Origin of the sequence: Candidatus Leptovillus gracilis, from assembly GCA_016716065.1 — a bacterium.
GTDB lineage: Bacteria > Chloroflexota > Anaerolineae > Promineifilales > Promineifilaceae > Leptovillus > Leptovillus gracilis.
Map to the genome: position 1 here is coordinate 26,403 of JADJXA010000018.1, position 14,636 is coordinate 41,038.

11 protein-coding genes are annotated in these 14,636 nt (G+C 58.1%); 9 read left to right on the plus strand and 2 right to left on the minus strand.

Annotated features, from left to right (window positions below; all coding sequences use genetic code 11):
- Nucleotides 1-36 precede the first annotated feature (36 nt).
- Nucleotides 37-5,250: a PHP domain-containing protein gene (locus tag IPM39_25385; protein MBK8989354.1), complete on the minus strand. Its 5,214-nt coding sequence runs from the start codon at nucleotides 5,248-5,250 to the stop codon at nucleotides 37-39.
- Nucleotides 5,251-5,351: 101 nt separating this feature from the next.
- On the opposite strand from IPM39_25385, the gene IPM39_25390 reads away from it, so the two are divergent.
- The 6 genes from IPM39_25390 to IPM39_25415 all read left to right on the plus strand — a co-directional run bounded on the left by IPM39_25390 (nucleotide 5,352) and on the right by IPM39_25415 (nucleotide 9,492).
- Complete coding sequence (locus IPM39_25390; protein ID MBK8989355.1) at nucleotides 5,352-5,708, plus strand: hypothetical protein; 357 nt, start codon at nucleotides 5,352-5,354, stop codon at nucleotides 5,706-5,708.
- A 27-nt stretch (nucleotides 5,709-5,735) separates the two neighbouring features.
- Nucleotides 5,736-6,776 (plus strand): LLM class F420-dependent oxidoreductase, encoded by a 1,041-nt coding sequence (locus IPM39_25395; GenBank protein MBK8989356.1) that lies wholly within the window; start codon nucleotides 5,736-5,738, stop codon nucleotides 6,774-6,776.
- 7 nt (nucleotides 6,777-6,783) lie between these two features.
- A complete protein-coding gene (locus IPM39_25400; GenBank protein ID MBK8989357.1) occupies nucleotides 6,784-7,320 on the plus strand; it encodes an NUDIX hydrolase in 537 nt (178 codons plus the stop codon).
- Nucleotides 7,321-7,388: 68 nt separating this feature from the next.
- Nucleotides 7,389-7,595, plus strand: coding sequence for a type II toxin-antitoxin system HicB family antitoxin (locus IPM39_25405; protein MBK8989358.1), 207 nt, complete (start codon nucleotides 7,389-7,391; stop codon nucleotides 7,593-7,595).
- Between the two features lie 3 nt (nucleotides 7,596-7,598).
- Nucleotides 7,599-7,820: a type II toxin-antitoxin system HicA family toxin gene (locus tag IPM39_25410; protein MBK8989359.1), complete on the plus strand. Its 222-nt coding sequence runs from the start codon at nucleotides 7,599-7,601 to the stop codon at nucleotides 7,818-7,820.
- Nucleotides 7,821-7,830: 10 nt separating this feature from the next.
- A complete protein-coding gene (locus tag IPM39_25415; GenBank protein MBK8989360.1) occupies nucleotides 7,831-9,492 on the plus strand; it encodes a tRNA uridine(34) 5-carboxymethylaminomethyl modification radical SAM/GNAT enzyme Elp3 in 1,662 nt (553 codons plus the stop codon).
- A 163-nt stretch (nucleotides 9,493-9,655) separates the two neighbouring features.
- Here IPM39_25415 and IPM39_25420 read toward each other — a convergent pair whose 3' ends face one another.
- Nucleotides 9,656-10,597, minus strand: a complete 942-nt coding sequence (locus IPM39_25420; protein MBK8989361.1) for an NAD-dependent epimerase/dehydratase family protein — start codon at nucleotides 10,595-10,597, stop codon at nucleotides 9,656-9,658.
- Between the two features lie 11 nt (nucleotides 10,598-10,608).
- Here IPM39_25420 and IPM39_25425 point away from each other — a divergent pair, with 11 nt between their 5' ends.
- The 3 genes from IPM39_25425 to IPM39_25435 all read left to right on the plus strand — a co-directional run.
- Nucleotides 10,609-11,772, plus strand: coding sequence for a glycosyltransferase (locus IPM39_25425; protein MBK8989362.1), 1,164 nt, complete (start codon nucleotides 10,609-10,611; stop codon nucleotides 11,770-11,772).
- Entirely contained in the window at nucleotides 11,765-13,378 is a 1,614-nt protein-coding gene (locus IPM39_25430; protein MBK8989363.1) for a glycosyltransferase family 39 protein, read from the plus strand. The genes IPM39_25425 and IPM39_25430 overlap by 8 nt, the downstream gene beginning before the upstream one ends.
- A 14-nt stretch (nucleotides 13,379-13,392) precedes the next feature.
- Nucleotides 13,393-14,636 (plus strand): alkaline phosphatase family protein (locus IPM39_25435; GenBank protein ID MBK8989364.1); only part of this gene is annotated, 1,244 nt, incomplete at its 3' end.

Here is a 14,636-nt window from a genome sequence, read left to right on the forward strand (position 1 = left end):
GAAGGCGTCAGCCGTTATCCGCCGCCTTGTCATCCATCAGACCGCTTTGACGTTGGCGATGCCGGGCAGACGACGCAGGGCGCTGATGAGGTCCTGGCAGATGCGGGTTTGTTGGTTGGGGAAGTCTATGGCCCAGCCATGCCCGGTTAGTTCCAGACTCAGGCCGTCGTGGCCTTCATATTTGGCGGCTTCCGCAACGGCCGTGCGGCATACCTCTTTCCAGTTCCCCACCGGTTTAATCTCTACCACAATGGTTTTGATATTGTTGGCGACCTGGCTGGCCTTTTTGTCGCCAAAGATGAGCGGGGCGGGGGGTGGTGTGTGGTGGGCAGGCGTCGGGCTGGTTGGTTGGGTTGGTTGATTGGTTGGCTGGTGAACGGCCGCAGCCTCAACCGCTGTCCGCTCACTGCTTACCGTCAGCCGTTGATTGTTAGGCCGCGCCGGGCTGTCTTCATCGAAGTTGGGCGGGGGCGGCGGGCCGGCGTAGCTGGAATCATCGTCCGGGTAGCTGTCTTCGGGGTAGTCGGTGGGTGGCGGGGGGGGGATGTACGGGGATGGGGTTTCATGGAGACGGCCGTTTCTATTTCCGCGTCCATTCTGCGGCAAAGTTTCCTCTGTCGGCGCGCCATTCTCCACCTTCGTCTGCACCCGGTCTACAATCACATTGACTTCGTCGCCTTTTAACTGCACCTTGCCCCAGACCAGCATCACCTGGTCTACGGCCACCAGTTGGCGGTACTCCTTCCAGGTGCGCGGGAAGAAAACAACTTCGATTTTGTGGTCCAGGTCTTCCAGCGCGCCAAAGGCCATTGGCTCGCCCTTTTTGGTTGTCAGAGTGCGCAGGCTGCTGATCATCCCGGCGATTTTAACCTGTTTGCCGTTGTCGCTGGCCTGGATGTCGCCGATGGTGGTATTGGTGAGCGGCTGGAGTTGGGCCAACGGCCGTTCCAACGGATGTTCTGATACGTGTACGCCCAATGCTTCTTTCTCCCATTCCAATAGTACCTTGTGGTCTACTTTTTCAATATTATCCGCCGGGTGCAGCAAATCTACGGCCATTTGCAGCGCCGGACCACCGGTTAAGCCGCCAAACAAGCTCATCTGCCCTTGCGCGGCGGCGGCGTGTGAGCCGCCGCTGTAGTTGACAAGGCGGTCCAGGGCGTCCATCATTTGCGATGGCGTGCCCCAGGCGTCGAAGACGTGGGCCTTGATGGCATATTCCAGCGCCCGTTTGCCCACGCGGCGCATGTCTACCCGGTCGCAGAGGTCTTGCAGGCTGGTGTAACGGCCGTTTGCCTCCCGTTCCGCCAACATCACATTCATGGCGGCTGCCCCGGCGTTTTTAATGGCGCCAAGACCGAAACGGATTAACGGCCGTTGCCCATCATCCTCAATCGTAAAATCCAACCCCGATTTGTTGATGTCCGGTGGGGCCACGTCTATGCCCAGGTTTTTGGCCTCGGCGAAATAACGGCGCACTTTGTCGGTATTGTCCCGTTCCACCGAGAGCATGGCCGTCAGATACTCCACCGGATAATGCGCCTTCAGAAACGCCGTCTGGCAGGTTACTTTGGCGTAGTCGGCGGCGTGGGCTTTGTTAAAACCATAACGAGCAAAGAACTCAATGTCGCCCCAGATCGCGTCGCACACCGCCTGGCTCAGGCCCCGCGCCATCGCCCCATTGGTGAACTGAATCTGATGCTCCTCCATCAGCTTCTTTTTCTTTTTCGCTACCGCCTTGCGGATCATGTCCGCTTCGCCCGGCTCGTAGCCCGCCAACTGCGAAGCCATTTGGATGATTTGCTCCTGGTAGACGCAGTTGTGGACGATGATATTGTTGGCGACGAAGCTACGCAGTCCTTCAACCGTCAAATCATAGACGTGTTCCTCACCGGCCGGTTCGATGACGACAATCTCTTCCCAGACCACGTGGAGACGACGCGCCGTTTGCGGCAGGGGGAGGGTCGCCGCAATCGGTTCCACGACATGGGCGGCAATACGCTCGCGCTGCCGTCCCGTGGGCGTGAAATGCTGCCGACTGAGGCCATATTCGGCCATCAAGGCGCGGCGCGAGAGCGTCGTCGTCTGGTCAATTTCAGCGATGAACGGGGCGCGAGCAATGGTCCAATGGTCGCGCCCGGTGCTGATCCGTTCTCGCTTCGCCGAAGCCATGTGCGGCTGCAACTGATTCAACAGCCGCGCTGTGTCGTAGATCGTCACCTGATAGCTGCGCCGGGATGCCCCGCCATCCGTGTGGTAATCGGCGGTGTAAATGGTAGCGCGAATGCCCAGACGAAGGAGGAGGGTTTGCACATCGGTCGCCAATTGGCGAGAGATGGTCTTGTAGTGGCACAGTTTGCGGCCAATGTAGCCATCACAATCCCACAGAGAGGCCAAAAAGAAGGCTACATCCTCGTTGTCCAGCGCAAAAACAAAGGACGGGACGAATTTTTCGTGGCTGCGGAGACCACCGGGCGCGCTGCCGGGTGGATGTTTTAAGCCCAATTCACGCAACCAGGCCAGCAAAGCGTTGGGCGTGTGATAGTGGACGTCCGCTTTTTCTGCGTCTTTGGCTACGCCAATGCGCGTGACGCCACGCACCTGTGGAGTGAACGACGGCCGTAGCCCTTCAAACACGCCCAAACAACGCTGATATTCTTGCAACAGGGCGTCTTCTTTGGAGACAAAATCAGCGGCGGCCATGCTCGCCAGGCTGCCATCGGCCAGCAAATAGGCCAAAACACGCAGTTTTTCGCGTTCAACAGCCAGAGCCTGCTCCGGTTCGGGGCCGATCAGGTGGGGCGGCGTGCCGATGTAGTCGCCGACCTGCAAATCGTACAAAGGCTGCCAGCCAGCTTCGGTCAGCAGTTGGTGATCGGCGGTGACTTTAATCTCCAGGCCGTTGCGTAAGAGGACGCGGTAGGTGGGTTTACGGCCGTTATCAATCCACCGCACCACGCGCCCCACGGCCGGCCGCCAGGCCTCATCCACCCCTTGAATCATAAAACCCGGGCTGTCACAGACTTCATCCAACCGGCAACGTTGGCCGGTGATGGCGTCTAGCACCAACGCATCGCCGCTGACGCAGATGCCATACGTATCGCCCAAAATAGGTTCCAGGCTGGGATGGTGAAATTGCACGGTTTCTTGTCCGTGCATCCGGCTGATGTAGGTGGGGATGTTTTCCATCGGCCCTGGTCGGTAGAGGGAAATGGCGGCGATGATGTGGTCGAAGCGGTGCGGCTTCATCTCCATCATCAGCCGCTTCATGCCTGCCCCTTCCACCTGGAAGATGCCGGCAACCTGCCCCTGACTAAGAATGTCGAACAAAACCTCCGGCTTTTTTGTCGGGTCTGGCCCTACCTGGCCCACATCGTAGGGGATGTTGTCCATGGTGTAGACCGTGCCATAGCGCTCCTCGATGAGGCGCGCGGCGCGGCGCATGACGGTGAGGGTGCTGAGGCCGAGGAAGTCTACTTTGAGCAGGCCGATGGATTCGACGATTTCCATCGGCCATTGGGTCACGCGGTCTACGCCGCCCAGCCCTTCTTCGCCGCTGGTGGGGCGATTGAGGGGCACGTATTCGTGCAGCGGCCGGTCGGAGACGATGACGCCGGCGGCGTGGCTGGAAGCGTGGCGGGCGACCCCTTCCAGGTTGCGGGCGGTGTCGAGCAGGGTTTTAACGGCCGTTTCCCCCTTATACCGCTCCTCCAATTCAGCCGCATAAAACTCATGCTCCTTGTCCAGCACGTTTTCTATCTTCACCGGCTTGCCGGGGATGGCTGGAACCAACTTGGCAATGGCGTCCACTTCTGGCAGCGGCATATCCATCGCCCGCCCCACGTCGCGGATGGCCGCCCGCGCTCCCAACGTGCCAAAGGTAATGATTTGCGCCACCTTTTCTGCGCCATAGCGCCGCTTGGTATAAGCCACCATCCAATGGCGCGCATCGTCGGGATAATCCAGGTCAATGTCCGGCATGGAGACGCGCCCCGGATTCAAAAACCGTTCAAAAATCAGGCCATTTACCAGCGGGTCTATACTGGTGATGCCCAACGTGTAGGCCACCACCGACCCCGCCCCGGAGCCGCGCACATTCCACCAGATGTCGTTGTCTTTCCATTCCTGGTAGCTGCTGTGCGGGAAGGGATCGCCGTGCATTTCCCACCAGGCGTCGCTGCGCGCGGCCCATTCGCACAAATCCCACACAATCAAAAAGTAAGTGGCAAAACCCATCCGTCCAATGATGTTTAGTTCATGCTCCAATCGCGCCCGCAGCGCCGGGTCGCTGGCGGCGCGCTCTGCGCCGTAACGCCAGGCCAACCCCTTCTCGCACAGATGGCTCAGATAGCTGTCGGCTGTGTATCCCTCCGGGACGGTAAATTCGGGCAAATGGTAGCCTTCGTGGTCCAGATTTACGTCGCACATTTCCGCGATGAGCAGGCTGTTGCGCAATGCGCCGGGCACATCGCCGAACAGCGCGGCCATTTCACTGTGCGATTTCAGGTAATACTCTTTATCAGAGAAGGAAAGTTTGGGCGCGGCAACGGTGGAGCCGGTTTGGATGCACAGCAGCACTTCGTGCGGATTGGCGTCGGCGGCGCGGGTGTAATGCACGTCGTTGGTCGCCAGGAAATTTTTCTCCAGGCCAAACTGTTTCGCCATTTCGATGAGTTTTTTGTTGATGTCGGTTAGTTCGGGGATGTGGTGTTCTTGCAGCTCGATGAACAGCCGTTCTTTGCCGAAGATGTCCAGATATTCGCCCATTAATTCGTGGGCCAGCTTCATCTTGCCCGCGCCGATGGCCCGCGGGATTTCGGCGGCCATGCAGCCGGTGGTGGCGATGAGGCCATCGCTGTGGCGGGCCATGAAGGCGCGGTCAATGCGTGGTTTGTAGTAATAGCCTTCCAACTGCGCGGCGCTGGCAATTTGCAGCAAATTCAGGTAGCCGGTCTGGTTTTGCGCCAGCAGCAGCATGTGGAAGCGCTGTTTGTCTAGCTGGGGGTCTTTGTCTTGCATGGCGCGCATAGAGATGTAAGTCTCGATGCCGATGATCGGCGTGATCCCAGCGCTTTTGGCCGCCCGGTAGAAAGGCATTGTGCCATACATCGCCCCGTGGTCGGTGAGGGCGATGGCCGGTTGGTTGAGTTCCACGGCGCGGGCGATCAGGTCGTCTATGCGGCTCAAGCCATCGAGCAGGGAATACTCGCTGTGGACGTGCAGATGGACAAAGGGCTGTTGATCGGTCATGGTTTCTGTGTGTATATTGGTTTGTTTGCTGGTTGGTAGGTGGTGTGTGTTGGTTGGGCGCGGGATTTGTTGTGGTTTCCCGCAGGCACGGAGTATAGCATATGTGGACGGCAGCGGGGGAAATTTTAAGGATGGATTTGGCGACCTCGATACGTTTCTGGTATTTCGATGATACCATTCTCAATAGATCGAAAGGGCATGGTTCATTCCAGGCGATATGTGCTTTACAAATTTGGCAAGAAATCGCGTCATTCCTTCGGCGTTGCTCAGACCTTGTCCTGAGCAACGCCGAAGGAATGACAATGCAGCCTAAATTTGTAAAGCAGATGTTTCGCTCAGTGAACCATGCCGTGATTGGCAAAGGTATCCACCGTCTGTCTCGCCCCTACCGGCTCAACTCATTTGCAGCACACCCATTGCCAATTGCCAATTGCCAAGTATCATTCGTTGACCATTAACCATTGACCATTTTCCCGGAGGTGGGTATGAGACTGGGTTTGATGTTGGGCTATGCAGGTCGGCGGGTGGAACTGCCGGTGGCATTGGTGCAAGAGGCGGACCGCCTGGGCGTTTATGCCGTCTGGACGGCCGAAGCATATGGTTCCGACGCGGTATCGCCGCTGGCCTGGTTGGGGGCGCAGACGGAGCGGATTAAACTGGGCACGGCGATCATGCAGATGCCGGGGCGCACGCCGGCCAACGCGGCCATGACGGCGATGACGATGAATCAGTTGAGCGGCTCCCGCTTCCTCATGGGCTTAGGTCTATCCGGGCCACAGGTGGTGGAAGGATGGCACGGGGTGAGCTACAAACGGCCGCTCGCCCGCAGCCGCGAATATGTCGAAATCGTGCGCCAGATTTTCCGCCGCGAAGAACGGCTGAACCATCAGGGGGCCATCTACCAGATTCCCTATCGTGGCGCAGACGCCACCGGGTTGGGCAAGCCGCTTAAAAGCACCCTGGAAGCGCAGCCAGACATCCCTATTTACCTGGCGGCCATCGGCCCGCAAAACGTGGAACTGACGGCTGAAATCGCCGACGGCTGGCTGCCCATTTTTTTCTCGCCGGACAAATACGACGCCATCTACAAAGAAAGCATTGAGGCCGGTTTTGCCAAAGCGGGCGGCGGCAAGGGGCTGGCCGATTTTGACATCGCGCCGACGGTGTCGGTGGTGATTAACGATAATTTGGATGTGTGTTACAACATGTTACGGCCGTTTCTGGCCCTGTACATCGGCGGCATGGGGGCAAAAGGCAAGAATTTTTACCACGATCTGGCGGCGCGGTACGGCTATGAGGCGGCGGCAGCCGAAATTCAAGATTTGTATCTGTCTGGCAACCAGGGCGCGGCCATGGCCAGAGTGCCGGGCGAATTGATTGACGAGGTGGCCCTGGTTGGTCCGCGTGCGCGGGTGAAGGAACGCCTGAGCCGTTGGCTGAACAGCCCGGTGACGACGCTGAACATGACCGTTTTCGACGTCGAGACGCTGCGGACGATGGTGGAACTGCTGGCGGAGGTCGGTTAGACCGATGATGCAACCCTGGAAAACCGTGTCGCGCAAGGTGCTGCTGGCGCACAGCAAGTATTTGACAGTTGAGGAACACACGGTACAACTGCCAGACGGCCGTATCATCTCCGATTGGCCCTGGGTGGTGACGCCCGATTTTATCAATGTGGTGGCGGTTACCGGCGACGGACAGTTTCTTTTCTTTCGGCAAACCAAGTACAGCGTTGCTGGCGTTTCGCTGGCGGCGGTCGGTGGCTTTTTGGAGCCGGGCGAAGACCCTTTTGTGGGCGCGCAGCGTGAGCTTTTGGAGGAAACGGGCTACGCCGCGCCAGATTGGACCTTTCTGGGCCGCTATTCTGTTGATGGCAATCGCGGCGCAGGCAACGCCCACTTTTACCTGGCGCAAAACGCGCAGCGCGTGGCGGAAATAGACGCTGACGACCTGGAAGAGCAGGAACTGCTGCTGCTTTCGCGGGCGGAAGTGGAGGCGGCGTTGGACGCCGGAGAGTTTAAGCTGCTGCCGTGGACGGCCGTTGTCGCCTTAGCGCTGCGGCAGAGATAAGACGATGATCGTGTGCTCGAATGGTATAATAGAGGAAACGACGGCTTATAGTGCAAAGATGGTGGATTATGAGACAAGTCATCATTTACCCTGGTGAAGATGGATTTTGGATCGCCGAGTGTCCCAGTTTGCCAGGTTGTATCAGCCAGGGTGAAACACGGCAAGAAGCCATTGCCAACATCCGCGAAGCGATTGATCTATATATTGAGGTATTGGTTGAAGATGGAGTGCCTGTACCTGAAGATCACCTTGAGGCCCTCCTGGTAGCCGTTTAATCTATGGGTAAACTACCAAATATTTCTGGTGATGATTGTGTAAAAGCCCTGAATAAAGCGGGCTTTTACTTTAAAAGACAGCGTGGGAGTCATATTATGCCCCGTCGAGATGGTCCATATGCTCAAGTCGTGGTACCCAATCACCAGCAGTTGGATCGTGGGACATTGCGAGCGATCATTCGGCAAGCTGACCTGAGTGCGGATGAATTTCTAAGCCTTATTTAAACCGATTTCAATGAGCAACCACAAGCCGTTTGCATACGTTCCCATCGTGGAAATAGATGAATACGACGCCGAATGGCAGGCCAGACGCGAGGCGGTGGATGTGGCCGGCCGTGAAGAACTGCTGGCGGCGCTGATTATGGAATTGGTGGGCAAACGGCCGTCTTCGCCCAAAGCCTACTCCCGCACCATGCTCAAATACATCGGCCTGGGTCTGCCCTGGCTGTCTAAAAGCCAGGTCTTGCAAGCCTACCAGACGTTGTGCCAACAAGGCCACCTGACATTCGACCCCGAAGTGCGCGTCGCTTTGCAAACCAAACCGGTGCGCAGCCAGTCCGGCGTTACCGTTGTGACGGTGCTGACCAAACCGTACCCGTGCCCCGGCGAATGTATCTTCTGCCCCACCGACGTGCGAATGCCCAAAAGCTATCTGCACGACGAGCCAGGCGCGCAGCGCGCCGAGCGCTACAAATTCGACCCCTACGACCAGACGGCCGGGCGCATCCACGCTTTGGAGAAAATCGGCCATCCCGCCGACAAGATCGAACTGCTGATTTTGGGCGGAACCTGGTCCAGCTACCGGCGCGACTACCAGGAATGGTTCATCAAACGCTGTTTTGATGGCATGAACGGCGTCGCAGCGGACACCCTGGCCGAGGCGCAGGCCATCAATGCCACGGCCGCGCGCCGTAATGTCGGGTTGGTGGTCGAAACGCGCCAGGACCACATCACCGTAGAAGAACTACGTTGGCTGCGCACCCTGGGCGTGACCAAAGTGCAGGTGGGCATTCAGAGCATGGACGAGCGGGTGCTGGCGCTGAACCGGCGCGGCCACGATACCCAGGCCACCCGCGACGCCTTTCGCTTGCTGCGCCTGGCCGGGTTTAAGATTCACGGCCACTGGATGCCCAATTTGTTGGGGGCAACACCGCAGAGCGACGTGGCGGATTACGGCCGTCTCTGGACCGACCCCGCCCTCCATCCCGACGAGCTAAAAATCTACCCCACCATGCTGCTGGCAAACGCCGAGTTGTACCACTACTGGCAGCGCGGCGAATATCAGCCCTACACCGAAGAGGAAGTGGTAGAGGTGTTGGTGCAGTGCAAGCTGCAAACCCCCCGCTATGCGCGCCTGACGCGCATCATCCGCGACATCCCCACCACCAACGTCGTGGAGGGCTTTAAGAAGGCCAATTTGCGCCAGCTTGCCCAGGCGGAGATTGCCCGGCGTGGCCTGAGCTGCCAATGCATCCGCTGCCGCGAGGTGAAGCGGGAGCGATTGGCGATTGATGATTTACGATTGACGATTGAGACGTATGAGACGGATGGCACGACGGAGCATTTCCTCAGTTTTATCAGCCAGGAAGACCGCATTGCCGGTTTTCTGCGTCTGTCTTTACCCAATCGGGACACCCCCCATCCGCTGCCAGAATTGGAGAACCATGCGATGATCCGCGAGGTCCACGTTTACGGCCCCGCCTTGCCCATCGGCGACGAGAGCCAGGGGGAGGCGCAGCACATGGGGCTGGGTGCGCTGTTGGTGGAAAAGGCGAAGGAGATGTCCCGGGGGGCGGGATACGGCCGTATCGCCGTCATCAGCGCTGTGGGCACGCGGGAGTATTATGCCCGGCACGGCTTTGAATTGGCTGGCTTGTACATGACGGTGGGGTTGTAAAGGCCGTTGTAGCAGCCTGTCGGCAGAGTAAGGATTGATACACGGATGACACGGATTTAGCGGATTTACACGGATTTTCTGGTGATTTGGCTGTGAAAATCCGTTCTATCCGTTCAATCCGTGTACCTATTTTGAGTTCTCCGACAACCTGCCAGGCGGCGTGTTAACGGCGAAATATGCGCCAACGCAAACCGGGGCGGCCCAGGTAGTTGAGATTTTCGGCCAGGGAAGCTGGCCGGTAGCCAAATTGGCGCAAAACGCTGTCGAAATCGGCCACTTCCGGCACAAAAAAACGGTCCACAAAAAAGTTGCTCACCGGCGGCCAATACCACCAACTAAACAAAAAACGGGTGATGGGGCGCAGCAGAATCAGCGGCACAGGCAGCGGAATACGCCGAATCTCCAACACATCCATCATCTGGCCGACAATCGCCCGGTAAGGCAGCCGCTCTTCCCCGGCAATGGCAATGGTTTTGTCGTTGAGATCGGGCCGGTCCAGGGCCAGGACCAGGCAGCGGGCCACATCTTCCACCCAGATAGGCTGGAGCCACAGCCGGCCGCCGCCAGGCAGCCAGACCAGGGGCCAACTCCACAAAACCAGGCTGGCAATCATCTCGAAATGGCGGTCGCCGGGGCCATAGGCGGTGGCTGAGCGGAGGATGGTGTAGTTGAGGCCGCTTTTTCTGACCATGCGCTCGACGGTATCTTTGGTTCCCAGCAGGGGGTGAAGGGAGTTGGGCACAGCGCCGAGGCGGCTGAGGTAGATAAAACGCTGCACGTCGGCGCGGCGGCAGCGGTCTAACAGGCGTTCGGTTCCGTCTATGTCTACCTGCTGCAGCAGGCGCGCCCGGCCGCGCCCTTCGGCGCTGGCCAGGTGGATGACGGTGTGGATGCCTTCGAGTTCGGCGCGCAGGGCCAGGGCGTCGGTGATACGGCCGTGATACGGCCGCGCGTCGCAGCCGCACCGTTCTAGTCTGTTCATAACGGAACGGCCGATAAAGCCGGTAGCGCCGGTAACGAGGATTTGCATAGGGATATTGTAGCGGGTTGGGCGGGTGGCGGGTAGCGGGTGGCGGGTTATAATCGGCGGCGTAATGAAGGACATTGGAGAGATTCATGATTGAAGATGGCGTGGGGTCTGAAGAATGGCCGCTGCGCGTTTGCTTTTTTGGCACGTACCGGGCCAATTACGTGCGCAATCAGGTGATGATTGAGGGCTTGCGGCGGCAGGGCGTGACGGTGTTTGAATGCCACAGCACCCTCTGGCACAGCGTGGCCGACCGGGTGGCGCAGGCCGGCGGTGGCTGGAAAACCCCCCGGTTTGTGTGGCGGGTGGTGAAGGCATACGGCCGTTTGCTGCAAGCCCATCGGCGCACCCCAACTTACGACATCATGCTGGTAGGGTATCCCGGCCAATTCGACGTATACCTGGGCCGCCTGCTCGCCTGGTGGCGGCGCAAACCGATGGCTCTGGACATCCTCATGTCGCTGCACCTCATCGCCGAAGAACGGGGATTGACCGCGCAAAGCCCGTTCACCGGCAAACTCATCTTCTGGCTGGAAAAAATTGGCCTCAAACTACCGGACATGCTCATCGCCGACACACCGGAATATCGGGATTACTATTGCCAAAAGTATGGCCTGTCGCCGGAGCGCTTTCAATTTGTGCCGCTGGGCGTGGATGATCGGCTGTACCAGCCGCGCCCTCATGTGCAGCCGCCAGCCGACATGTTTCGTGTCATTTATTACGGCACGTTTATCCCGCTGCACGGTGTGGAGATGATGCTGCGCGCCGCCGCGCTGCTGCAAGACCGGCCTGATATTCGGTTTGATTTTTATGGCGAGGGACAGGAACGGCCGTGCATGGAAGCATTGGCGCAGGAATTAGGACTGGAAAACGTGCAGTTTAAGGGCTGGATTGACAAGATGGAACTGCCGGACGAGATCGCCCGGTCACACGTGGTACTGGGTGTGTTTGGTACGACGAAGCAGTCGCGCTGCACTATTCAGAATAAAATCTGGGAAGGCATGATGATGCAGCGGCCGGTGATCACTGGCGACGCGGAGACGATACGTCTGGAATTGGGCCATCGGGAACATGTCTATCTGGTGGAGCGGGCCAATCCGCTGGCATTGGCGGAGGGGATTTTGGACCTGCAGGCCGACGCTGATTTGCGAGAGCATATGGTTGCCAGCGCCCATAACCGGGTGCAGGGCAACACCATTGACGCCACAGGGCGCCAGACATACCACGCTTTGCAAAGTATTCATCATGGGTAAATGGGCTTCGCTGCGACATGGGCTGGCGGCCAGACGGTCAGAGATACTCCTGGCGTTGATTCTGGTGGTGGCAATCACTCTCCGGCTGTGGGCGCTGGGTTTTGGCCTGCCCAATCTATTTCATCCTGACGAAGACGCGGTGGTGATGCCCGCTTTGCTCGTCTTGAAAACGGGGAACCTGGAACCAGAGCGGATGGAGTATGGTTCTTTGCAGATATATGCGTTAACGGCCGTCTTCACCATCGTCTACCTGTCCCTGGCCCGCGCTGGCATCATTGAACACCCATCCCAATTGCCCATTTATGAGCGTGGAACCTACCCCATGGTCTACGATCTGCCCCAGTTTATTCTGGCAGCGCGTTGGTTGTCGGCGTTAGCCGGGGTGGGCATTGTGCTGCTAACCTATTTGTTGACCAGACGGTTGGCGAATCAGCGGCAGGCATTAACAGCGGCGGCGGTAACGGCCGTTACCCCCATGCTCATAGACAACGCCCATTACGCCACCCCGGATAGTTTGCTCACCTTCATGGTCATGTTCGCCCTGTACCTGTTCGTCCGGGCATACGACAATTGGGACACAGACACCGCCTGGGCCTACATTGGGGCCGTCTTTGTCGCCGGACTGGCAACTTCCACAAAATACAATGGCGCGGCATTGCTTGTCCCACTCTTATTGGTCCCGCTGCTCAAAAACAAATCATTGGATGCGTACCTCTCCGGTCGCACAATGGGCGGGCCATTGGGTTTTGTCGCCGGTTTTTTGGCCGCCAGCCCCTATGCGCTGCTCAATATACCGCTGTTTTTACAGTGGGCCGGTTATTCATTTTGGCTTTACAATCAGCCGGCCGAGATGTTCGCTATCCCAAGCTGGCAGTGGCACCTGAATTATTTGCTCACCAGCCGGGAGATGCCGGTCTTTGTGGTGGGATTTCTGGGGTTTTTCTTCAGCCTGAGACGCTGGGGACGGCGCGGTTGGATTGTCAACAGCTTCGCCCTGGTTTTTGTCCTGGCTATCCTGACCCAGACAGGCCGCCAGCCGCGCATGTGGCTGCCAATAGCGCCAATTTTTGCCGCCTGGGCCGCCTTGTTTATAGATACAGCCGCCGCTTATTTTCAGAGCAAGTTGGCCCCCAATCTGGCAACCGACAACCAAAGCGCCAACTGGCGCGTGCCCCTACACGCCAACTTGCCACTCCTGGCTTCTTTGTTGCTGCTCGTCCCGGCTTTTGTGTTCAGTCTGCGGATTGTTACCACCCTGCAAAAACCAGACGCGCGCCTGGCGGCGAGCGATTGGATTGCGGCAAATGTGCCGACCGGTGACACCATTGCCGTTGATTATTTTCCGCCAAACGTGGATACGGCCGTGTGGCCGGTTATCCGAACGTTTCGCCATTCGCAGCACGACCTGGACTGGTTTCTGGAACAAGATGTCAGTTACTTGGTGTTTAGCCAGGGAATTTACAGCGGACAACGGCTGCCGCCGGCAGAAAAACCGGCGTATGAACAGTTGTTGGGGCAGCTTTGCCCGGTTGAAACGCTCTATGGCTCCTTTTTGTCTAACCCGGACTTTACCATGCGCGTTTATCGCGTTCCGCCTTGTTCGTGAAGGAATCGGTTGTTATGAACTCTGTGCAAAATCGTGTGTTGGTTATTGGTCTGGATGGAGCTACGTTTGACCTGATAAAGCCGTGGATGGCCGACGGCCGTTTACCCCATCTTGCCAACCTCATCCAAAATGGGTGCAGCGGCCCACTGCGCTCCACCATTCAACCCACCACCGCTCCCGCCTGGACCACTTTCCTCACCGGCGTCAACCAGGGTAAACACGGGCTGTATGATTTTGTCGCGCGCCGCCCGGACAGCTACAACCTGGAGATCACCAGTGCGGCGCACATCAAGGCCGCCTCCATTTTTGACTTTGTGGGCCAACAAGGTGGCAATGTCGTGGGCATCAACATTCCCTACACAGCACCGGCACGGCCGGTGAATGGCGTATTAATTGGTGGTCCCTTTGCCCCGGCCGTAACGCCGGAATTGTTTTATCCCCGCAGCTATTATGACAAGATTTTACGCCTCGTGCCCGGTTATTTTGTGCTGCCAGATTACAATTCCCGCGCCGCCGACCCAATGGCCGACTACGCGCAAAAGCTGCTTACTGGCATTGCCAACCGCGAAAAAATTGCTCTACATTTGTTACAAACCGAACCCTGGGAATTGTTTATGATTGTGTTTATGGCGACCGACGAGGTGCAGCACACATTCTGGCACTGCCTGGACGCGCCGGAAGGATCGCCTGAGTATCATTATCGGGATACCATTCGCCGGGTTTATGAACGGTTAGATGAGGCAGTGGGACATTTGCTGGAAGCGGCAACGGCCGTTTCTTCGGCCATACCACTCTCCACCTTCATCGTCTCCGACCACGGCGCCGGGCCATTTGCCTGGATGATCAACCTGAACCAATGGTTAGCCAATGCCGGTTTTTTGCAGTTCCGCCAGGACAAAACAAGCGGCGTGCGGCAGCTTAAAACCGGGCTGCTGAAGCAGATGGCGCTGGGCTACCGCCGCTACGTGCCCGGCCAATGGCGCGCCACCGTGCGCACCCGACTCGGTTCGCAGCGGTTCGACCAGGTAAAGGGAGAGTTTGAATCGGTCCTGCTTACCTCCAACGTCGTGTGGGAGCAGACCAGGGCGTATGCGTTGGGGGCAGGGGGTAATATCTATATCAACGTGGCCGGCCGCGAACCAGAAGGCATGGTGCAACCTGGCGCGGCTTACGAGCAGGTCCGCCAGGAAGTGATAACCGAACTACTGACCATGCGCGACCCCGATTCCGGCCAGCCGATGATCAAGCAAGTTCATCG

Excerpts from the sequence above, each read along its gene's own strand:
- IPM39_25395 (MBK8989356.1), top strand. The coding sequence starts at position 5,736 with ATGAGACTGGGTTTGATGTTGGGCTATGCAGGTCGGCGGGTGGAACTG.
- IPM39_25420 (MBK8989361.1), bottom strand. The coding sequence starts at position 10,597 with ATGTCCTTCATTACGCCGCCGATTATAACCCGCCACCCGCTACCCGCC.
- IPM39_25410 (MBK8989359.1), top strand. The coding sequence starts at position 7,599 with ATGGGTAAACTACCAAATATTTCTGGTGATGATTGTGTAAAAGCCCTG.
- IPM39_25430 (MBK8989363.1), top strand. The coding sequence starts at position 11,765 with ATGGGTAAATGGGCTTCGCTGCGACATGGGCTGGCGGCCAGACGGTCA.
- IPM39_25390 (MBK8989355.1), top strand. The coding sequence starts at position 5,352 with ATGTGGACGGCAGCGGGGGAAATTTTAAGGATGGATTTGGCGACCTCG.
- IPM39_25425 (MBK8989362.1), top strand. The coding sequence starts at position 10,609 with ATGATTGAAGATGGCGTGGGGTCTGAAGAATGGCCGCTGCGCGTTTGC.
- IPM39_25385 (MBK8989354.1), bottom strand. The coding sequence starts at position 5,250 with ATGACCGATCAACAGCCCTTTGTCCATCTGCACGTCCACAGCGAGTAT.
- IPM39_25400 (MBK8989357.1), top strand. The coding sequence starts at position 6,784 with ATGCAACCCTGGAAAACCGTGTCGCGCAAGGTGCTGCTGGCGCACAGC.
- IPM39_25405 (MBK8989358.1), top strand. The coding sequence starts at position 7,389 with ATGAGACAAGTCATCATTTACCCTGGTGAAGATGGATTTTGGATCGCC.
- IPM39_25415 (MBK8989360.1), top strand. The coding sequence starts at position 7,831 with ATGAGCAACCACAAGCCGTTTGCATACGTTCCCATCGTGGAAATAGAT.